The 18,330-nt window shown below is 63.3% G+C and carries 20 protein-coding genes and 3 pseudogenes; 8 read left to right on the top strand and 15 right to left on the bottom strand.

Going from position 1 to position 18,330, the window contains the following annotated elements; all coding sequences use genetic code 11:
* Window positions 1–89 precede the first annotated feature (89 nt).
* The 6 genes and pseudogenes from M1E10_RS13360 to M1E10_RS13335 all read right to left on the bottom strand — a co-directional run.
* Window positions 90–383, bottom strand: a pseudogene (locus tag M1E10_RS13360) (cation:proton antiporter); the annotation flags it as partial.
* The gene (locus tag M1E10_RS13355) at window positions 383–856 is read right to left on the bottom strand and encodes a Na+/H+ antiporter subunit E (RefSeq protein ID WP_499176919.1); all 474 of its coding nucleotides are present in this window, start codon (window positions 854–856) and stop codon (window positions 383–385) included. The pseudogene M1E10_RS13360 and the gene M1E10_RS13355, both read right to left, overlap by 1 nt.
* Entirely contained in the window at window positions 853–2,367 is a 1,515-nt protein-coding gene (locus M1E10_RS13350; RefSeq protein WP_499177172.1) for a Na+/H+ antiporter subunit D, read from the bottom strand. The genes M1E10_RS13355 and M1E10_RS13350 overlap by 4 nt, the downstream gene beginning before the upstream one ends.
* A 64-nt stretch (window positions 2,368–2,431) precedes the next feature.
* Entirely contained in the window at window positions 2,432–2,809 is a 378-nt protein-coding gene (locus M1E10_RS13345) for a Na+/H+ antiporter subunit C (RefSeq protein ID WP_029619190.1), read from the bottom strand.
* The gene (locus M1E10_RS13340; protein WP_499176918.1) at window positions 2,809–3,228 is read right to left on the bottom strand and encodes a Na(+)/H(+) antiporter subunit B; all 420 of its coding nucleotides are present in this window, start codon (window positions 3,226–3,228) and stop codon (window positions 2,809–2,811) included. Before M1E10_RS13340 ends, M1E10_RS13345 begins: the two co-directional genes overlap by 1 nt.
* Window positions 3,225–5,591 carry a monovalent cation/H+ antiporter subunit A gene (locus tag M1E10_RS13335; RefSeq protein ID WP_499176917.1) on the bottom strand — a complete coding sequence of 789 codons (2,367 nt, stop codon included), beginning with the start codon at window positions 5,589–5,591 and terminating at the stop codon, window positions 3,225–3,227. The genes M1E10_RS13340 and M1E10_RS13335 overlap by 4 nt, the downstream gene beginning before the upstream one ends.
* Window positions 5,592–5,760: 169 nt before the next feature.
* Between M1E10_RS13335 and msrB the strand changes: the two genes are divergently transcribed.
* Window positions 5,761–6,171 (top strand): peptide-methionine (R)-S-oxide reductase, encoded by a 411-nt coding sequence (gene msrB, locus M1E10_RS13330; RefSeq protein WP_499176916.1) that lies wholly within the window; start codon window positions 5,761–5,763, stop codon window positions 6,169–6,171.
* A 262-nt stretch (window positions 6,172–6,433) separates the two neighbouring features.
* On the opposite strand, the pseudogene M1E10_RS13325 reads toward msrB, so the two are convergent.
* The 3 genes and pseudogenes from M1E10_RS13325 to M1E10_RS13315 form a co-directional block, all read right to left on the bottom strand.
* A pseudogene (locus tag M1E10_RS13325) lies at window positions 6,434–6,553 on the bottom strand (hypothetical protein); the annotation flags it as partial.
* A gap of 31 nt (window positions 6,554–6,584) precedes the next feature.
* A complete protein-coding gene (locus M1E10_RS13320; RefSeq protein ID WP_499177171.1) occupies window positions 6,585–6,644 on the bottom strand; it encodes a hypothetical protein in 60 nt (19 codons plus the stop codon).
* Between the two features lie 29 nt (window positions 6,645–6,673).
* Complete coding sequence (locus tag M1E10_RS13315; protein ID WP_499176915.1) at window positions 6,674–7,054, bottom strand: winged helix-turn-helix transcriptional regulator; 381 nt, start codon at window positions 7,052–7,054, stop codon at window positions 6,674–6,676.
* An 88-nt stretch (window positions 7,055–7,142) separates the two neighbouring features.
* Here M1E10_RS13315 and M1E10_RS13310 point away from each other — a divergent pair, with 88 nt between their 5' ends.
* The 3 genes and pseudogenes from M1E10_RS13310 to M1E10_RS13300 form a co-directional block, all read left to right on the top strand.
* Window positions 7,143–7,973 (top strand): DODA-type extradiol aromatic ring-opening family dioxygenase, encoded by an 831-nt coding sequence (locus M1E10_RS13310; protein ID WP_499176914.1) that lies wholly within the window; start codon window positions 7,143–7,145, stop codon window positions 7,971–7,973.
* A gap of 47 nt (window positions 7,974–8,020) precedes the next feature.
* Complete coding sequence (locus M1E10_RS13305) at window positions 8,021–8,404, top strand: DoxX family protein (protein ID WP_499176913.1); 384 nt, start codon at window positions 8,021–8,023, stop codon at window positions 8,402–8,404.
* Between the two features lie 54 nt (window positions 8,405–8,458).
* Window positions 8,459–8,643 (top strand): annotated as a pseudogene (locus M1E10_RS13300) (NADPH-dependent FMN reductase); the annotation flags it as partial.
* A 48-nt stretch (window positions 8,644–8,691) separates the two neighbouring features.
* Here M1E10_RS13300 and M1E10_RS13295 read toward each other — a convergent pair.
* Window positions 8,692–9,636 carry an alpha/beta hydrolase family protein gene (locus M1E10_RS13295; protein ID WP_499176912.1) on the bottom strand — a complete coding sequence of 315 codons (945 nt, stop codon included), beginning with the start codon at window positions 9,634–9,636 and terminating at the stop codon, window positions 8,692–8,694.
* A gap of 91 nt (window positions 9,637–9,727) precedes the next feature.
* On the opposite strand from M1E10_RS13295, the gene M1E10_RS13290 reads away from it, so the two are divergent.
* Window positions 9,728–10,621 (top strand): helix-turn-helix transcriptional regulator, encoded by an 894-nt coding sequence (locus M1E10_RS13290; RefSeq protein ID WP_499177170.1) that lies wholly within the window; start codon window positions 9,728–9,730, stop codon window positions 10,619–10,621.
* Between the two features lie 164 nt (window positions 10,622–10,785).
* Here M1E10_RS13290 and M1E10_RS13285 read toward each other — a convergent pair whose 3' ends face one another.
* Together M1E10_RS13285 and M1E10_RS13280 are read right to left on the bottom strand one after the other, a co-directional pair.
* A complete protein-coding gene (locus M1E10_RS13285; protein WP_499176911.1) occupies window positions 10,786–11,223 on the bottom strand; it encodes a hypothetical protein in 438 nt (145 codons plus the stop codon).
* 160 nt (window positions 11,224–11,383) lie between these two features.
* Window positions 11,384–12,286, bottom strand: a complete 903-nt coding sequence (locus M1E10_RS13280) for an AraC family transcriptional regulator (protein WP_499176910.1) — start codon at window positions 12,284–12,286, stop codon at window positions 11,384–11,386.
* A 176-nt stretch (window positions 12,287–12,462) separates the two neighbouring features.
* Between M1E10_RS13280 and M1E10_RS13275 the strand changes: the two genes are divergently transcribed.
* Window positions 12,463–13,194, top strand: coding sequence for an SDR family oxidoreductase (locus tag M1E10_RS13275; protein WP_499176909.1), 732 nt, complete (start codon window positions 12,463–12,465; stop codon window positions 13,192–13,194).
* Window positions 13,195–13,304: 110 nt separating this feature from the next.
* Here M1E10_RS13275 and M1E10_RS13270 read toward each other — a convergent pair whose 3' ends face one another.
* Window positions 13,305–13,655 (bottom strand): ethanolamine utilization protein, encoded by a 351-nt coding sequence (locus M1E10_RS13270; protein WP_499176908.1) that lies wholly within the window; start codon window positions 13,653–13,655, stop codon window positions 13,305–13,307.
* 64 nt (window positions 13,656–13,719) lie between these two features.
* Window positions 13,720–14,634 carry a LysR family transcriptional regulator gene (locus tag M1E10_RS13265; protein WP_499177169.1) on the bottom strand — a complete coding sequence of 305 codons (915 nt, stop codon included), beginning with the start codon at window positions 14,632–14,634 and terminating at the stop codon, window positions 13,720–13,722.
* Between the two features lie 168 nt (window positions 14,635–14,802).
* On the opposite strand from M1E10_RS13265, the gene M1E10_RS13260 reads away from it, so the two are divergent.
* Together M1E10_RS13260 and M1E10_RS13255 are read left to right on the top strand one after the other, a co-directional pair.
* The gene (locus tag M1E10_RS13260) at window positions 14,803–15,699 is read left to right on the top strand and encodes a DMT family transporter (RefSeq protein ID WP_499176907.1); all 897 of its coding nucleotides are present in this window, start codon (window positions 14,803–14,805) and stop codon (window positions 15,697–15,699) included.
* 108 nt (window positions 15,700–15,807) lie between these two features.
* Window positions 15,808–16,548, top strand: coding sequence for an MOSC domain-containing protein (locus M1E10_RS13255; protein WP_499176906.1), 741 nt, complete (start codon window positions 15,808–15,810; stop codon window positions 16,546–16,548).
* Here the strand turns inward: M1E10_RS13255 and M1E10_RS13250 are convergent.
* Entirely contained in the window at window positions 16,533–18,224 is a 1,692-nt protein-coding gene (locus M1E10_RS13250; protein WP_499176905.1) for a Rossmann-fold NAD(P)-binding domain-containing protein, read from the bottom strand. The genes M1E10_RS13255 and M1E10_RS13250 overlap by 16 nt on opposite strands.
* Window positions 18,225–18,330: the final 106 nt, after the last annotated feature.

Raw genomic sequence — 18,330 nt, 5'->3', positions numbered from 1 at the left:
GCGACTGCCGGAGCCGCCGGAAGGGATGCCGACGGTGCCGGCTCAGCGACATCGCCTGCCGGACGTTGCGGAAGCGGCTCCGGCGGCGAACCATCCTCCCCTTCGCGCCGCCTGCGCGACAGGATGAAACGGGCAAAGGCGACGGTTGCCAGGAAGCCGACCAGGCCGAGCGAAATGGCGATGTCGATATAGAGCGTATAGCCGGTGCGGATCGCGATCAGGGCGATGAAGCCCATGACGATGCCGACCAGCATGTCGAGGGCGATCACCCGGTCGGGCAAGGTCGGGCCGCGGATGACGCGCCAGACCGTCAGCAGAAAGGCGACGCTGAGAACGATGAGGCCGAAGTTCACGGCAAACTGTGTGATGGCTTGAGCCGTCATCAGCGGAAGGCCTCCAGGATCTTGCGTTCGAAGCCGTCGGCGATGTCACGCCGGGCGGCGTCAGGGTCAGAGCAGTCGAGGGCATGCACGTAGAGGATCTTGCAGTCCTCGGAGACATCCACCGACAGCGTACCGGGGGTGAGCGTGATGAGGTTGGCGAGCAGCGTGATCTCGAAGTCGCGGTCCACCGTCAGCGGGAACGCGAAGATCCCGGGCTTCAGGTCAAGGCGCGGGCTGAGCACCATGACCGCGACGCGGAAGGCCGAAAGCGCCAGTTCCTTGAGGAAGAGCCGCACCAGCGAGAGGATGCGGCCGACGCGGCGCCAATAGCCGGAGCCGCCCATCTCGCCGCGAACGATCCATAGCGCCATCGAGGCGAGGAAGAAGCCGAACACCAGGTTGAGCAGCGTGGCGCTGCCGGTGATCGCCACCCAGATGACGGCGAAGATGACATTGAGGACATAGACGGTCATTCGGCACCCCCTGTCGGAAATGCCGACTGGATATAGGCCCGTGGATCGGCAAGGGTGGCGGCCGCTTCCTGCGACAGCCGCACCGGCAGGTCCGGGAAAATTCCAAAGAAGACGATGATGGCCACGAGACCGGCGAGCGGCGCGGCGCGCTGCACAGCACCCGCCGAGGAAGGCGCTGCCGAGAGTTCGATGCGCGGCCGCCAAAAGGCGAGCAGGAAGACCCGGCCGAGCGTCAGCGTGAGGATCAGCGCCGACACGAGGATTGCCGCCGACAGCCACCAGGCGCCGATGTCGAGCGCAGCCTTCAGGAGGATGATCTTCGGCCAGAGACCGGAGAGCGGCGGAAGGCCGGCTGCGGCAAAGAAGATGACGAAGGCGGCAGCCGCGATCCAGGGCGCCTCGCGGTAGAGGCCGCCGAGCGTCTGCAGCGACCAGGAGCCGCCGATGCGGGCGGCCTCGCCGATCAGCAGATAGAGCGCCGTCATGACGATGATCGAGTGGAGCGAATAGAGGATGGCGCCGGACACGCCGGGAACGCCGCCGATCGCCACGCCGGCGATGACATTGCCGATGCCGGCGATGACCGCAAAGCCGGCCATCCGCCGGAGATCGCTTTGCGCCAGCGCGCCGAGCGCCCCGATCACCATGGTGAGTGCGGCGATGATGGCAAGCACCAGGCTCAGTTCCTCGCGCTCCACCGGAAAGAGCATGACCATGACGCGTATCAGCGCATAGACGCCGACCTTGGTCAGCAGTCCGCCGAAGAGCGCCGACACGACGACGCGCGGCGTGTGGTAGGAGGCCGGCAGCCAGAAGTTGACCGGAAAGGCGGCGGCCTTCATGGCAAAGGCCAGGATGAACAGCGCGCTCAGCGTCATCAGCGGCGCCGTGCCGCGGTAGTCGTTCGCCTGGCGGGCGATGTCGGCCATGTTGAGCGTGCCGAAGATCGCATAGAGATAGCCGACGGCGATGAGGAAAAGCGTCGTGCCAAGCAGGTTGAGGACCGCGTATTTCAGCGCGCCGTCGATCTGCTGCCGCTCCGAGCCGAGGATCAGCAGGCCGAAGGAGGAGATCAGCAGCACCTCGAACCAGACGTAGAGGTTGAAGATGTCGCCGGTCAGGAAGGCGCCGGTGACGCCGGCCATCAGCAGCATCAGGAAGGGGTAGAAACCGTAGCGGCGGCCGGTGGCGTCGATGTCGCGCAGGCCGTAGATGCCGGCCGCCAGCGCCACGAGGCCGGAGGCCAGCGCCAGCAGCGATCCGAGCAGATCGGCGGTAAACGAGATGCCGAAGGGCGGCAGCCAGCGTCCCGCCGTCATCGTGAAGGGACCTTCGACGGCGACCCTGTAGACCAGCAGCACCTCCATCAGGACGAGTGCCACCAGGCCGGGGATGGCGATCCATCCGTGCATCCAGATCCGGTGGCGGACCATCATCAGCACGGCGCCGAGCGTGATCATCAGCGCCATGGGCGCGATCACCAGCCAGTCGGCAAGCGCCGTCGGCGCCATCGCCATGGCGGCGGAGAGGTCAATCGGGGCAGTCGTCGGTGCAGCCATCGCGTCCGTATTCCTATCAGTAACCGAGAGGAGGAAGGGGTTCATCCTTCGGCTCGGCAAGCCGCATCTCATCGGTATTGTCCGTTCCGAGCTCCTGATAGCCGCGATAGGTGAGCACCAGCAGGAAGGCAAAGAAGGAGAAGGAGATGACGATGGCAGTCAGGATCAGTGCCTGCGGCAACGGGTTGGCGGCACCTTCGGGCAGAACATCCGCCGCCAGCGGAATGATCGGCGGAACCTCGCGCGTCAGGCGGCCGGCGGTAAACAGCAGCAGGTTGACCGCATTGCCGAGAATGGCAAAGCCCAAGAGGATGCGCACCGTGTGCTTGGACAGCATCAGGTAGATCGCCGAGGCGAAGAAGATGCCGATCAGAACGGAAAACAGGGTTTCCATCAGTCCACCTCCCTTTCCTCAAGCGCCAGCGCGATGGAGCCGATGGAGCCGACCACGACGAAATAGACGCCGACATCGAAGGAGATGACGGTGGCGAGAGGCAGTTCGACGCCGAAAATGCTCGGATAGATCCACAGCCCGGTCATGAAGGGCAAGCCGAGGAAGACCGAAACGACACCCGAGAGTGTCGCGACCAGCAAGCCAAAGCCGGCGATCGCCATGGGATGGAAACGGATGGCGCGACGGACGGCCGAAACCCCGCAGGCGATGCCGTAGATGGCCAAGGCGGAGGCCGCAATCAACCCGCCGATGAAGCCGCCGCCCGGCTCGTTATGGCCGCGCAGCAGAACGAAGACGGAAAACACCAGCATCAGGGCGGTGATCGTGGGGGCGACGGTGCGAAGGATCAGCGTGTTCATGGGCGGTCTCCCTCGACAGGCGCCTCGACGCCGGCTTGCGGCAGCGGATTGCGCGGGCGAACGCGAATGAGGGCCAGCACCGTCAGCCCGGTGATCATCACCACGGCGATCTCACCCAGCGTATCCGTGCCGCGGAAATCGACGATGATGACGTTCACGACGTTGGCGCCGTGGGCGATAACCTTGGAATAGGCGTTGAAGAACTCGGTCAGGTAGGCGTTGAACGGGCCTTGCGTCGACTTCATCAGCATCAGCGTGAAGCCGAGGCCGCAGGAGATGGCGATCGCTGCGTCAAACAGCATCTGCCCGAGCGGACGGTGATCGCGCGGCGACAGCCGAAGCCTGGTCATCACCAGCGCCAGGATGACGACCGAGAGGGTTTCCACCATGAACTGGGTAAACGACAGGTCGGCCGCCCCGAAGAGCAGGAAGATGACGGCGACGGCAAAGCCCTGGATGCCGAGCGAGACGATGGCGGTCAGGCGGTCGCTGGCGCGCAGCACCGCAAACAGGCCGATCACCGCCAGCAGAATGATCGCCCACTCGTGGATCAGCACGTCGGCCGGCCAGGCCGGCACCGCGGGCAGTTCGCCGTAGACGAAGGGCGGCACCAGCAGCGCCAGCGCCAGGAAGATGAAGGTGGCCGTGACATAGATTTCCAGCCGGCCCGGCTGCACGATGCGGGTGACGGCGACCGAAAGACGCACCAGACCCGAGACGAGGTGGTCGAAGCCGCGGTCCGGGCCGTTGCCGATGGCGGCCAGCAGGCTCACCATCATGGCGCGCGCCCGCTCCAGCTGCAGGTAGACGAGGATGCCGAAGGCGACGGTCACCACGGACAGAAGCAGCGGCATGCCCAGATGCGGGATGGTGGAGATGTCGACCGGCCGCGGCTCGCCGGCGACCGCACTTGCCATCGGCGTCGAGACGAAGCGGTGCGCGACACCGGAGAAGATGCCGCCGAGCAGGCCGAGGCCTGCGAGAATGGCCGGGCCGAGCCACATCAGGATTGGCCCCTCGTGGGCGTGCTTCGGCGTCTCCACATGGCCCCCAAGGAAGGGCTTCAGCGCGACCGTGAAGCCGACCACCAGCATCAGGCCGTTGCCGACGATGGCGACCAGCGTGAAGAGCATCGCGCGAAGGTCGCCGTGGGCGAGCGCATAATAGATCTCCTCCTTGGCGAGGAAGCCGAGGAAGAGCGGCAGGCCGCCCATGGAAAGCGCTGCCAGCAGCGCCGCCACGAAGGTGATCGGCATCACGGATCTGAGCCCGCCGAGCCGCGTCACCTCGCGGGTGCCGGCTTCATGGTCGATGAGACCCGCCACCATGAAGAGCGCACCCTTGAAGAGCGAATGGGCCACGAGATAGAGCACCGCCGCCTCTATCGCATGCGGTGTGTCGAAGCCGGTTAGCATGACGAGCAGGCCGAGCGACGCCATGGTCGTATAGGCGAGCATCAGCTTCAGGTCGGTCTGGCGGATGGCCAGAAACGTGCCGGCAATCAACGTCACGCCGCCGAAGAGCGGCAGCAGGATCTCCCAGGCGGGTGTCGCTCCCATGACCGGGTTCAGCCGCATCAACAGGTAGACGCCGGCCTTCACCATGGTCGCCGAATGCAGGTAGGCGGAGACCGGGGTCGGCGCTTCCATGGCGTTGGGAAGCCAGAAGTGGAAGGGGAACTGCGCCGACTTGGTAAAGGCGCCCCCCAAGAGCAGCAGCAGGGCCGCCAGATAGAAGGGGCTTTCGCGCAGGCCGTCGCCGACGTTAACGAGGAGCGAGAGCTGCGTGACGCCGGTCATGTTCCACAGGAAGATCAGGCCGGCGAGCAGCGACAGGCCGCCGAGCCCGGTGACCACCAGCGCCTGCAGGGCCGAGCGGCGAGCCGCCTCACGCTCGTGGTCGAAGCCGATCAGCAGGAAGGAGGTGATCGAGGTGAGCTCCCAGTAGACGAAGAGCATCAGGAAGCTGTCGGAGACGACGAGGCCGAGCATGGCGCCCATGAACAGCAGGATGAAGCAGAGGAAGCGCCCCAGCTGCGGGTGGCCCTTCATATAGCCGCCGGAATAGAGGACGATCAGCGTGCCGATGCCGGTGATCAAGAGCGCGAAGGTGAGCGACAGGCCGTCGAGAAACCAGGAGAAGGAGAGGTTGAGGCTCGGCACCCAGGCAAAGCCGCCGGTGACGACGCCACCATCGGCGACCTCCGGCAGGAAGGTCAGGAAATGCAGGAAGGAGAGGAGCGGCGCCAGAGCCAGAAGCCAGCTTCCGGCATGGCCGAAGACGCGGGTGACCGACGGCGCAAGGACCGCCGCCAGAAACGGTAGGAAAAGACACAACAACGTCACTGCCGCCTGATCGGCCATATCGTCTCCTGCCTGGTTTTTTTGGAGTCGCCCCCTCGGACGGATTGCATACATTCCCATAGGGGAAAGAAATCGACGTCTCAAGGCTTTTGCTTGCCAAGCTTGGCGAGACAGGGGCTTTTCCCGCGCGATCTCGCCACCTATCTTAGGATCAACGAAAGGATCCCCCATGTCAGAGGCAATAAAACCACGGATCGAGAAGAGCGACGCGGAGTGGCGGGAGCAGTTGACGCCGGACCAGTACCGGATCCTGCGCGAGCACGGCACGGAACGCCCCTTCACCGGACCCTACTGGGACAGCACCGAGAAAGGCCTCTACCGCTGCGCGGCCTGCGACGAGCCGCTGTTCGTGTCCGACACCAAGTTCGATGCCGGCTGCGGCTGGCCGAGCTACTTCGAGCCGGCCCAGCCCGGTGCGGTGACGGAACATCGCGACATGGCCTTCGGCATGGTGCGCACCGAAGTGCGCTGCGCCAACTGCGGCGGCCACCTCGGCCACGTCTTTCCCGACGGCCCGCCGCCAACCGGACTGCGCTATTGCATCAACGGGCATTCGATGGTGTTTGAACGGATCGAATAGGTGACGATGGCCGGAGCCGATGGCGGCTCCGGCGGCGGCCGCTCGATCGGCGATGGGTGGGGGATGACGTCAGGCGATGTCTGTTGATCCGGGCGGCCCGGTCGTTTGACGACGTGGCTCAAGTGGCCGCTTTGGGCCGTTGCGGTCTACTAGCTTTGGCCTTCGATATCCCCGGAGAGCCGGTTGAAGACCGTCACCCGATCGATGCTGCCGCGACTTCAATGCCACCGGTCGTTCGAGCCGCGCTCGTAATTCTTCCCGATCATTGAATCTGGGTGCGGCCTGTCTTTTCCAGGTCAGAGGCGTTGCGGCGCGACACCAGCTTTTCGACCTCGATCATGTGCTGTGTTCCCCAGGTGCAGAGCGGCTTGAGCGCATCGGCGAGTGTCTGACCGAAGCCTGTAAGGGAGTACTCAACCGAGCTGAGCGACGATCCCGTCTGCCTCCAACTCCTTGAGCTGCTCTATGAGCATCTTGTCGCTAACCTTGCCCACCGCTCGCCTCAATCAGCCTCGGAGCGCCTGACAGCAAATGCGGTGCGGGCCTCGTCGATACGGCTATGGTTCTCCAGAACCCATTCGGCGAGCGCCCTCACGGGGCGCAGGAATTCCTCGCCCAGTTCGGTCAGTGCATATTCGACTTGCGGTGGATTGACCGGAGTGACGGTTCTGGAGACGAAGCCGTTTTCCTCAAGGTCCCTCAAGGACGATGCCAGCACTTTTTGGCTGATTTCCCCGACCTCCCGTCGCAGAGCATTAAAGCGACGCGGTCCGCGTCCGAGCACGCGCACGATCAAGACCGTCCATTTGTCGGTGACCCTCGACAGCATCCGGCCGATGAGCACGCAGTTGGCGGTTTCCGTTGGGTGACCTGGTTGCTGCAAAGTGCCTCCTTGTGGGCGAGTGAAGACCTATTGTAATCAGGTTTCATTCAGAAACCAAGCTGTCGTAGCCTGGGCAGAGGACATCGTGATGAGCATCACCCGGCTACCAACCTATTTTCTCTCCCATGGCGGCGGCCCGTGGCCTTGGCTCAAGGCCGAGCGGGGTTCGATGTATGATCGGCTTGAGGCTTCGCTGCATGACGTACGCCGTGAACTTGGCGAAGCGCCCCGCGCCGTGCTGATGGTCTCAGGGCACTGGGAGGCCGATCACTATCTGCTGTCGTCGTCCGCCAATCCGCCGATGGTCTATGACTATGGCGGTTTTCCGGAGCACACCTATCGCATCCGCTACGACGCACCCGGCGACCCGGCATTGGCGGGGACCGTCAGCGCCATGCTGGAGCGGGGCGGCGTCTCGTCCGGTCTTGATCCGCAACGCGGTTTCGACCACGGCACGTTCACGGTCATGCATACGATGTATCCGGATGCGGATATGCCGTTGCTGCAATTGTCGGTCAACGCGAATTACGATCCCGCCGAGCATATCAAGGTCGGCAAATTGCTCACTCCGTTGCGGGATCAGGGTGTCCTGATTGTCGGCAGCGGGTTCAGCTTTCACGACACGCGGGCCATGCGGAGCGGCGCAGGAAAAGAGGCCTCGGCCGCATTCGACAGATGGCTAGGGCACACCTTGCTGGACGTCCCGGCAGATGAACGCCAGCGCGAATTGCTACAATGGACCGAGGCTCCTGCCGCTCGCCTGGCCCATCCCCAGGAGGATCACCTCATCCCGCTGATGGTGGCCGTCGGAGCTGCAGACGGCGATGCCGGTACGCGGGTCTACCATCAGCAGGATTTCATGGGGATGATCACGGTATCAAGCTACCGTTTCGGCGCACCCGTCGTCCCCGCTCTCTGACGCTAAAGCCTTGTTTTTCCTTCTCATTAAACGGAAAAGATATTGACATGACGTCTACGACTCAGAACCACAATCGCGCAATCAACATAGGAACATGGGCCCTGCGGATCCTGCTGGGTTCAGCCTTTCTGTTCTTTTCGTTCATGAAGCTGAGCGGTCAACCGAATATGGTCGCCGAATTCGACATTGTCGGCCTCGGCCAGTGGTTTCGATACTTCACCGGAACCCTGGAACTGGTCGGTGGATTGGCCGTCCTCCTCCCCCGTTTCTCGGTCCTTGGCGCAATCCTGCTGCTATTGGTAGACCTCGGTGCCTTCGTCGCCCAGGTGGCCATTCTGCATATGGACTGGATTCACTGCGTCGTGATTGCAGCTCTCCTCGGACTGCTGATCTATCTCCAGCGCTCCGCGCTTCGTGCCTTCGCGGGCTGAAGGTCAGGCCATACTTCACCTGAATATTCAGCGACCATACCAGAGGTAACAACCATGACTTCCAGACCCCGCATCGCCCTCATCATTGGCTCCACACGACCGACACAGTTTGCCGACAAGCCCGCCATTGGATGCTGAAGCAGGCACAGGCGCGCGGCGATATCGACATCGAGATCGTCGATCTTCGCGACCATCTTCTTCCGTTCTCTGACGAAATGGCGTCGAACCTGTGGATGCCGCCGGCACCTGACGGAAGCGGATCCCGTCAGGTGGTCTCTCCTATCCGGTTACTTCTCGACGACGTTTCCAAGGCTGCTTGCCGGGCCGGTCAATGCCGTACATGCCGAGGGCCAAGCATTGGTGTCATCGCCGAGCGCAGTTCTCAACCATGCCAGCGTCATGCGCTTCGTCGCCTCGAGCGCATCCGGTGCCTCGACCTCGGTCTCCTTGGCGTCGAGGCCGGCTATGCCACCGAGGCCGTGTCCCACGCCATGAAGCGTGAGCAGCGAATGCGCCCCCGTCGCATCGTGATAGGCATCCGCGTGCCACTCTGGGCCACGGGAGGTGAAATGCGGATTATCATCTGCCCCGCAAACAACCAGGGTCGGCGTCGTCAGGCAGGAGAAGTCGAGGTCGAAGAAGGGAAAGCGGGCAGCGTTCTCTTCCGTCAGGTCCTTTCCGCCTCTTCCAGGTGCGGTGAGAAGGATCCCGGCGCCAATGCGCGGATCGCCGAACGCCTCTCCGTGGAGTTTCGCGCCCAGAAGCAGGCTCACGGTGTGTCCACCGAAGGAATGTCCCGCCGCAGCGATGCGGTCGTGATCCAGTCGGCCGGAAACGCCCGGGGCACGCTCCTCGATATCGGACAGCCGGTCGATGATTGTGCGCATCTCCGCGACGCGCTCGCGCCAGAAGAAGGGCGCTCCTTCGGCGTCTGCAGGAAGTCCGCCGACGCGGGAGCTCGCGTGAGTGGGCTGGATAACAGCAAAGCCGCGCTCCGCCCAAAACTGCGCCAAGTGCGCGTAGCCATCCTTCGACGGAACGTAGAAGGATGGGCCGAACCCATGCGACAGAATGACGATGGGGAGGCGATCGCCGGCCGCCGGTGCAGTCAGCCGCAATTCCAGAGGCTGCCGACCGACCATGTCGAGGCGGATCGGCGAATAGGCTATCGTGAGAGCGGCATCCGGCGCTGGGATGCTGCGCGCGATATCGATAAGATTGTTCGTCGTCATCTGTGGGTCTCCTTGTGCGCCACCAAGATGGACGAAAGGAACTGGATTATCTATATCTGAACGTCCGTACCTATTTAGTGAAAGTCCAGATATGTCCGATCCACTGGCCGAAATCGTCTCGCTGCTCAAGCCCGTGCCTTCGATCGCCAAGCTGGTTACGGCCGGCGGGGCGTGGTTGGTCGAGCGTCGTGAGCTTGGCAGTCCGTTCTATTGTGCGATTGTGGACGGACGCTGCCTGCTCACGATCGCCGGCAGATTGCCGATCATCCTTGAGGCAGGGGATTTCATTCTCGTCCCGCAAATCCATGCCTTCACCATGAGCAGCGTGCAACAGCCTCCGCCGAGCACCCTACCGCGACGGCTGGAAACCAACCCCGGCGTGTTCCGCCTCGGCGATCCAGACGCGCCGGCCGACGTCACGGCCATGGTGGGTCACTGTTCCTTCCTGGCGAACGACAAGCAGTTGCTAAGCTCGCTGCTGCCGGACATCGTTCATGCCCGAGGCGAGCGCCGGCTCCTGGATCTCGTCAGGATGATTCACACCGAGATGGTCGGCGAACTTGCGGCACGGGACATGATACTGAGCCGGCTGCTGGAAGTTCTCTTCATCGACGCGCTGCGGAGTGCAGGAGCGGCAGAGACATCTCCCGGCCTGTTGCGTGGCCTTTCCGACATTCGCCTGGCTCCAGCGTTGCGACGCATTCATCAGGACCCGAGCGGAGGTGTGTCCGTCGAGGCATTGGCAGAGACCTCGGCAATGTCGCGGTCGGCATTCTTCGAACGTTTCCGGAGAGAGGTGGGCATCCCTCCGATGGAATATGTGACGGGCTGGCGCATGGCGCTTGCAAAGGATCTGTTGCTCCGGCAAGAGGCGCCGCTTGTCGAGATCGCGACACGGATCGGTTATGCCTCGGCCAGCGCGTTCAGCGTCGCCTTCACACGGCATGTAGGCGTCACGCCGGGCGCTTTCGCCCGAACAGACTGACGCGTCACTGATGTTGTCTCGAGGCCCGGTTTGTGCTGCTTCTGATCGAGAAGGCAGGTAGAGCTTACTGCCCTGCACTGTCCGTTTCTGACGCCAAGCGGAAGACGCCTGCGCCCAGCAAGGATATTCACGCGCCCTGGCCCATAGCAGGGCCTCATCTGCGATCAGTCGAATATGTCGAACAATTTTCCGCAGTTGCTCACAACGTAGTAGTCTTCCTGCATGGCAGGACCTCTTGAATCACTCGACAGGTACCGAAGGGTCACGAATGCTCTTCCGGTGCCGGATATCCTGTTCCAAAAACCGAGCTGTATTTCTTCCAGGGGGCCGCTTTGACTAAGTGAACAGCAATTCGGGTTCAGCTGTTTGAAGTCCTCGAGAGATCGGTAGATCACGCGTTTTGACTCAACGCCGTCACGATCGAGCGCTCTGGTTGACGCGAGTGCACTGTTATACGCACGATTAAACCCCGCGACCAAAAGGTCTGCTTCGGAGAGAAGTGTCTTGGTCTGCCTGCAAATGCCGCGGTAGTTCTCGGCGGCGATTGCGGACCAATACGCTCCAGTCGCTACTATCAAGGAAGCCACGAAAAGCTTTATCACGGGCTCCGCCATCGGTAAGTGAAACAAGGGGTGGGGTTATCACACAGCAGCATCAGCGAGTAAATGATGACGCTTAGCGGCTGAAACCGGTCATTGGCGGCGGCACGCAAAGGCGCAGCCAGACGCCCCCATGCCTGCCATCAACAGATGGCAGACCCGATCATGCTGCGCTGACGATATCTCGAGAAACACGCGCGCGCAGATCCCGGATGTCGCGGGCGGGCGGTGCGCCGAACATGCGAGCGTATTCGCGGGTAAACTGGGACAGGCTTTCATAGCCGACGGAAAAGGCCACCGTTGCCACATCGCCAGGCTTGGCGAACAGTATCCTGCGAGCCTCGTACAGCCTGAGGTGCTTCTGATACTGCAACGGAGACAGGTCCGTGCTCGCCTTGAAGCTGCGGTGAAACGCGGATGGGCTCATGTTGGCCATGTTGGCGAGATCCTCGACCCTGAAAGGCTTCGCATAGTTGGTCCTGACCCAGGACAGCGCCTTTCTGATCTGCGAAAAGCGCCCCTCCACGCTGGCGGCCTGACGGAGCACCGCGCCCTGTGGGCCGCGCAGAAGGTGGAAGAGGATTTCCCGTTCCAGCAAGGGTGCCATCACCCCGATATCGTCGGGCCGGTCCATCAGGCGGATCATGCGCAGCCAGGCATCGATCAGATCATCGCTTGCCGCGTCGACACAGAAGCTCTGCCTGTCAGGCAAATCGATCGGCCCCGGCACATCCCGCAGCAGATCGCCGAGAACTGTAAGATCGAACCTCAGCAATAGGGCAAGGTAGGGTGCGGCTGCGCTCGCTTCGGTGACCTCGCCAATGGCCGGCAGATCCACGGAGGCAATGAACGTGTCCCCGGCAGCATAGTCGAGGACCTGCGTACCAATCATCAGCCGCTTCCGGCCTTGCAGGATAAGGCTAACAAAGGGCTGATAAATCTCCGGCAACAGCTTTGTCGGCTGCGTGACCCGGTAGATTTCCACGCGCGGCATGGCGGCCTGCGTCAGCACGGATTCCGTTCGCTGCGCCACGAATGCGGTGAGTGTCGGCAGGGTGTCGTTCATATTCCTTTCGTCACACATCAAGCCGGAGAAGGCAATCGACGGAGCAGGAATAGGCAAATAACAGCCAGATTTGAGGACGCGCGGCTTTGAGCGACGCCTTAATAACGGCGATCAACAGCCGGCCACTGCGGACAGTGAGCTGAGGCTGAACTGAAATAGCTCAAGGGAACAGATCCATGGAACTCAAAGACTCCGTTGTACTGGTCACGGGCTCCTCGTCCGGCATTGGCGAGGCGACTGCCCGGGCTGCAGCCAAAGCTGGCGCGTTCGTGGTGTTGCTGGCCCGGCGTGAAGACCGCATCGCGTCTTTGGCCGCCGAGCTGGGCAATGCCCTGGCCGTGCCATGTGACGTGACGCGACCCGAACAGGTTCGTCACGCTGTGCAGTCGGCCATCAAGCAATTCGGGCGGATCGACGCGCTGGTGAACAATGCCGGTCAAGGCCTGCATGGTGACATCGAGGACATCGGTGTCGATGACTTTCGAGCACTGCTCGACCTCAATCTCGTCGCCCCGCTGGTCCTGATGCAGGCCGTGGTCCCGTTCATGCGTCGGCAGGGTGCAGGCAGCATCGTCAATGTCAGCTCGGGCGCAACCCTTGCCACCTATCCCGGCTCTGCTGCCTATACCAGCTCCAAGTCGGGTCTAAACATGCTTTCGGACGTGGCGCGCCTGGAACTGGCTCACTCCGGCATCGTGGTTTCGCTCATGCACCCCTTCGTCACGGCCACCGAATTCTATGGCGCGGTCAAATTGGGCGCAGAAACGGCAAGGGCACAAGAGGCCGACATGGCCTCATCTGCCCACAAGCCTGAATTGGTCGCCGATATGATCCTTGGTCTGATCCGGACGGGTGCTGCGCAAGCCGATCTGGTCCCTGCAGCTTACGGCGGCAGCTTCAAAGGCTAAGGCAACACCCCGCGTGGGCTGTGCAATCACCATAGCTCCTGCTGCAGTTTGCGGCCCAGCACCCGGCCTTCTGACACCCGGGAGGAAGCCTCGGCACAACCGGCAAAGGCTCAGTCGCGCGCTTCCTGCCAGTGCGGATAGGTGACATAGGCGGTGACCGCCCCTTCCTCGTGGGAGCGGATGGTAACCGCCTCGCCCTGCGGCATGTGGATCACCTCGCCCGGGCCGGCGGTGACCGTAGCCGCGTCGGTCGAGACCGTCAGCCGTCCCTCGAGGACGACCATCGTGTCGTGGACGGTCATGGTTTCAGACAGGCTCTGGAACGGGCCATAGCGGCCAAAGCCGATGGTGACCGGACCGCCGTGGCGCTGGTCGATCACATTGCCGGCGAAGATGTCCGCCTCCTGGCCGGGTGAGCGCTCGAGAGAGGCATCGGATAGCGAGAACTTCTGGACATTCATGAGAATTCTCCATCTTGCTGGTGCATCCACGGCGTCAACGCGACAGCCCCCGTGGAGGTTCGATTCAGCTTGCCAGAACCAGACCGCCGTGGCGGCTGATCTCGCTCCCGATCTCTGTCACCAGCGTATCGAGCGCCGGATTGCGGACTTTTTTCCCGCGTCGCACGACGTAAGCGAGCTCCGGCGGCTTCGGCAGGCCCTCGGTGATCACCTGCATGTCGGGCCGCAGGTGGCGCTCGTTGAGGAGGGCGACGCCGAGGCCGGCATTCACCGCCGACACGATGCCCGCGGCGCTGGAGCATTCGAAGACCGTTTCCAGCACCCTGCCGTCGTGCCGGCCACCGTCCCCACTGGCGTCCTGGCCGAACTCGAAGGCCCATTGGCGGTAGAAGCAGTTCTCGTCGAAGGAGAGGAAGGGAACCGCGCCGTCGTGCGGCAGGTGGAGATCCGGGTGCTTCACCCAGAAGAGGCTTTCGCGAAAGAGCACGACATCGTCCGGGCGCACCTCGTGGCAAAAGAGCTGGACGATCGCGGCATCGAGTTCGCCGCGCTCCAGCATGGCGCGCAGCACCAGGCTCATGCGCACCCGCGTGCGCACCGAGACGGCCGGATGCAGGCGGCGGAAGCGTCCGAGGATGCGGGCAAGGTCGCTGCAGGTGGTGTCTTCCGTCAGGCCAAGCGTCAGGCGTCCTGTGAGCGCCGTCTTCGACAGGCTGAGCAGCGCTTCGTCATGCAGCCCAAGGATGCGTGCCGCATAATCCAGCAGATCCTCCCCCGCCGCCGTGAACAGGGGCGCGCCCGGTCGACGGCTCAGAAGGTCGCAGCCCAAGCTTACCTCCAGCCGCTTGATCTTGTGGCTGACGGCTGATTGCGACAGCCCCAGCGCTTGCGCCGCACGGGTTACGCCGCCGTGGTTGCGGATGGCCGACAGCACGCGCAGTGCGTCGATCTCCAGGCGTCTGTTGTTCAGCTCGGGCATCGCGGCCATCACCATATCCTTGAGATCAGAACTTGCCGCAGGGCGGGCCCGGTTGCAAATCACAATGACAACGTGAGATGCAATGTCATGCAACGATCGATATTTGTCATGTGATGATCTTGTGCCATTCCCCTAGATGAGACTATCCGTCATACGCTTGAGGCTCTCATGATCGATCAGGTTCTTTCACCGTCCGCAGGGAAATACCCGCGCCTGCTGTGGCCATTGATGGCGGTGCTGCTGATCATCGGCTGGAGCTCCGGCTTTGTCGGCATCCGCTATGCCAGCGAGGAGGCAAGCATCGCCCTGCTGCTGTTCTGGCGCACGCTCATCTCCGGGCTGATCCTGCTGCCGTTCGCGATCGCCTTCGGGCCGAAACTGCGCTGGCGCGGCATTCGCGAGCAGATGTTGTTCGGGGTGATGTCGGTCTTCCTCTATCTCGGCGGCTTTGCGCTGGCGATCGAGCAGCGGGTGCCGACCGGGCTCGTGGCGCTGATCTCCGACCTCGTGCCGCTGGCCATCGCGGCGCTGTCGCAGCCGGTGCTCGGCGAACCGCTGAGCCGGCGCCAGTGGCTCGGCACGGCAATCGCCGTCTCCGGCGTGCTGATCGTCTCCTTCGAAACCTTGAGCTTCGGCACGGCGCCGCTCTGGGCCTATGGCGTGACGGTCGCATCGATGCTGGTCTTCGCGCTCGCCTCGGTGCTCTACCGGCGCCGGCGGACGCAGCCGATGCCGGTACACCAGAGCCTCTGCATCCACACGCTGACGGGCTCGGTGCTGTTCGGCCTCTGCGCCCTCATGCAGGGTGGACTTGCGCCGCCGATGACGCAGAGTTTTGCCATCGGGATCGCCTGGCTGGTGCTGATCGCGACCTTCATGGCCTATGGCATCTATTATACGAGCCTGCGGATGTTTCCCGTCGCCAAGGTGAGTGCCGCCATTTATCTCAGCCCGCCGGTCACCATGCTCTGGGCCTGGGCGCTGTTTTCGGAGCCGCTGACGGTCGCCATGTTCGTCGGGCTTGCGGTGACGCTGGTCGGCGTCTGGATGACGTCGCGCGGCTGAAGGCTCCGTCCGTCTTGATCAACCGGCCGCTCCTGTGACGGCTGATGGAACCGCATCCCTCCCCGCGGCTTCTCTGACCGGTGCCGCAGGCAGATGAGGTGAAGGTGCATGATCGAGATCGGACGGGTTCTGGAAGTCTGGCGATATCCGGTGAGTTCCGTCGGCGGGGAAAAGATCGACCACATCGACGTCTCGGCCGAGGGCGTTTCCGGCGATCGGCGCTTCGGGCTCTTTGACCAGCGAACCGGCCTTTCGGCGGCCCCCGAGCAGGAGCCGCGCTGGCGGCCGGCGTTGTTTCTGTCGGCGGACCGCGGCGATGCGGCCATGCCGCAGATCCGCTTTCCCGACAGCGGTCCCTTCTGGCTGGACGATTCCGGCCTGGACGCGAGGCTTGCGGACTATTTCGGATTTCCCGCGGGCATCGGCGCCTACGGCGACCTCACAGATGGGGCGGACTTTCGCTTTCCCGTCATCTCGAACCGCTATGCGCCGACCGCTCTGCATCTGCTGACGACGGCGTCGCTCGAGAAGCTTGCCGAGGTCGGCGGCTTCGATGCGCTCGACCGGCGCCGGTTTCGGCCGTCGGTGCTCATCGAGACCGAGGATGCTGAAGGCTTTGTGGAAAACCACTGGATCGGCAAGACGCTTTCGATCGGCGACCTCCAGGTGACCGTCACCGAAGGCACGCGGCGTTGCGGCATGACGCTGGTGGCGCAGCCGGGATCCCCGGAGGACCCCGGCATCCTGCGCACGATCATGCGCCACAATGCCCGCAACCTGGGCGTCTATGCAACGGTTTCGGACGGCGGCAGGATTGCCGCCGGGGTGCCCGTCTACGCGGAGACCTGAAACAGCGGCGCGCGGCCTTCGACATCGACGTCGGCGAGGATCGCCTGCGAGACCGTCTCGCCGATCTCGCAGGCGCTGGTGATGCCCTGGACGAAGGGCTGCTTGTGCAGAAGGAAAGAGATTGCCGCGCAGTAGAGGCGGTCGCACAAAGGCTGGTCGAGCTTGGGCCGGTAGAGATCGTCGATGTCGATGCCGCCGGTGCGCACCATTTCCACCGAGCCGTCCTCCGCCATCAGCGCCCCGGCCTTCGGCGTCGCCGACCGGCGTACGCCGCCCTGCGCCACCAGCGTCGGGAACGGCAGATCGGTCGCCGACAGGGTTTCCTGGCCAGTCGCATCAATGAAGGCGTCGAAGACATGCCTGTGTCCGCTTATCGTGACCGTGACGCCGCGTGCAACACCTTTCTCGCTGATCTCGTAGCCTTCGCCGAGCTTCAGAATATCGAGCTTGCCGGCACGACGCAGCGCCAGAAGCCGGCGGATCGACATCAGCGGCACGGTGGCATAGTCGTCGATGAAGATGCCCTTGAAATAGCGGTGGAAGCGCTTCAGATCCGTCTCGTCAAGATGGGAGACCACGCGGGCGACCACCTCATGGGTGATGAGGATGGCATAGCGCCAGGGCACCGTGTAGCGGCGCTCGCGGTTGTATTCGGTCTCGGCAAGGTTCATTGCCGCCCAGACGAACGGATCGCTCTGCGTGCGCTCGGCGTAATAGGCCGGCGGGAAGCTCTCGACATTCAACTGCGACAGGCCGATGCGCGCCGCGTACTCCGGATCGGCCGCGAGGATCTCCTGGCGGAAGAGTTCGAACACGTCGTCCAGCAGGTTGTGGCGGCCGGTTTCGATCAGCGCGTCGATCGCCTCCTCCGTGCAGACTTTCGGCGTCTCATAGGGCAGCGGACAGTAGAAATCGGCTTCCGGCAGAAGGCCCTTGCGCGACATCATCGTGACGTGGAACCCTTCGGTATCCGGCGCGGGCTGGTACTGGAGGTCGCCGGCGGCATCGAAGCAGAAGGCGCCGCGGGCGGTCGCCACCGTCATCACCGCATCGATGGCGCTGAGCGAGGTGCCGAGGATGCCGATCGGAACCGTGCCGATGGCGCCGAGCGCGGTCGCCGGCCAGGGGGACACGAAATAACCGGGGCGGATTTCGGTGCTCTCGGGCCAGTTGTGGCCGGTGGCCATGACGACGTGATCGTAGACGGCATCGAGATGCGAACCGTCGGCGCGCTCCACCTTCAGGCGAATGTCGTTTTCCTGCAGCGCGATGTCGGCCACCCGGTGGCGCTCCAGCACCTCGATCGCATGGCCGTTCTGCGCGCCGATGGCCACAAGTGCCAGGAACTGGTCGCGCATGTATTCGCCGAGCACGATGCGGGGATAGAACTCCCGCCCGTCGATGGCTTCGCGCGCGATGGCGAGACGGGCGAGATCCAGATCGCTCTGCCGCTCCAGCCACTGCACCAGCGTTTCCGTCAGCGCCGGAAATTCGATGCTCGGAATATTGGAGAGCATGGCCGGATCGTTGATATCCGGGTGATAGGGCGTGCCCTTCCCGGGCTCCCCCTCCGCCTCGAAAATGGTGATGGACAGGGGTGTTCTGGATACGACGAGGCCCTTCAAGGTATACAAACCCGTCGGGCCGCAGCCGATCACCGCAATTCTGGGAAGCATGGAAATCTCTACCTGGCCGCGAGGGGATCGCGCCTTCTGGAAACCCACAATGTGCGGCGGGGCTGCTTGTTCCGTGACGACGTGCGGACAACTCTGGGCGGGAGGG

This window comes from Rhizobium sp. PK7-22 (assembly GCF_056530405.1).
The sequence above is the reverse complement of the archived record's forward strand: the minus strand, read 5'-3'. Positions and strand labels throughout refer to the sequence as shown.

Coding starts and splice junctions, on each gene's coding strand:
- M1E10_RS13295 (WP_499176912.1), bottom strand. CDS start 9,636: ATGACGACGAACAATCTTATCGATATCGCGCGCAGCATCCCAGCGCCG.
- M1E10_RS13335 (WP_499176917.1), bottom strand. CDS start 5,591: ATGGCCGATCAGGCGGCAGTGACGTTGTTGTGTCTTTTCCTACCGTTT.
- M1E10_RS13250 (WP_499176905.1), bottom strand. CDS start 18,224: ATGCTTCCCAGAATTGCGGTGATCGGCTGCGGCCCGACGGGTTTGTAT.
- M1E10_RS13260 (WP_499176907.1), top strand. CDS start 14,803: ATGATCGATCAGGTTCTTTCACCGTCCGCAGGGAAATACCCGCGCCTG.
- M1E10_RS13305 (WP_499176913.1), top strand. CDS start 8,021: ATGACGTCTACGACTCAGAACCACAATCGCGCAATCAACATAGGAACA.
- M1E10_RS13310 (WP_499176914.1), top strand. CDS start 7,143: ATGAGCATCACCCGGCTACCAACCTATTTTCTCTCCCATGGCGGCGGC.
- M1E10_RS13255 (WP_499176906.1), top strand. CDS start 15,808: ATGATCGAGATCGGACGGGTTCTGGAAGTCTGGCGATATCCGGTGAGT.
- M1E10_RS13345 (WP_029619190.1), bottom strand. CDS start 2,809: ATGGAAACCCTGTTTTCCGTTCTGATCGGCATCTTCTTCGCCTCGGCG.
- M1E10_RS13290 (WP_499177170.1), top strand. CDS start 9,728: ATGTCCGATCCACTGGCCGAAATCGTCTCGCTGCTCAAGCCCGTGCCT.
- msrB (WP_499176916.1), top strand. CDS start 5,761: ATGTCAGAGGCAATAAAACCACGGATCGAGAAGAGCGACGCGGAGTGG.
- M1E10_RS13265 (WP_499177169.1), bottom strand. CDS start 14,634: ATGCCCGAGCTGAACAACAGACGCCTGGAGATCGACGCACTGCGCGTG.
- M1E10_RS13275 (WP_499176909.1), top strand. CDS start 12,463: ATGGAACTCAAAGACTCCGTTGTACTGGTCACGGGCTCCTCGTCCGGC.
- M1E10_RS13270 (WP_499176908.1), bottom strand. CDS start 13,655: ATGAATGTCCAGAAGTTCTCGCTATCCGATGCCTCTCTCGAGCGCTCA.
- M1E10_RS13280 (WP_499176910.1), bottom strand. CDS start 12,286: ATGAACGACACCCTGCCGACACTCACCGCATTCGTGGCGCAGCGAACG.
- M1E10_RS13355 (WP_499176919.1), bottom strand. CDS start 856: ATGACCGTCTATGTCCTCAATGTCATCTTCGCCGTCATCTGGGTGGCG.
- M1E10_RS13340 (WP_499176918.1), bottom strand. CDS start 3,228: ATGAACACGCTGATCCTTCGCACCGTCGCCCCCACGATCACCGCCCTG.
- M1E10_RS13350 (WP_499177172.1), bottom strand. CDS start 2,367: ATGGCGCCGACGGCGCTTGCCGACTGGCTGGTGATCGCGCCCATGGCG.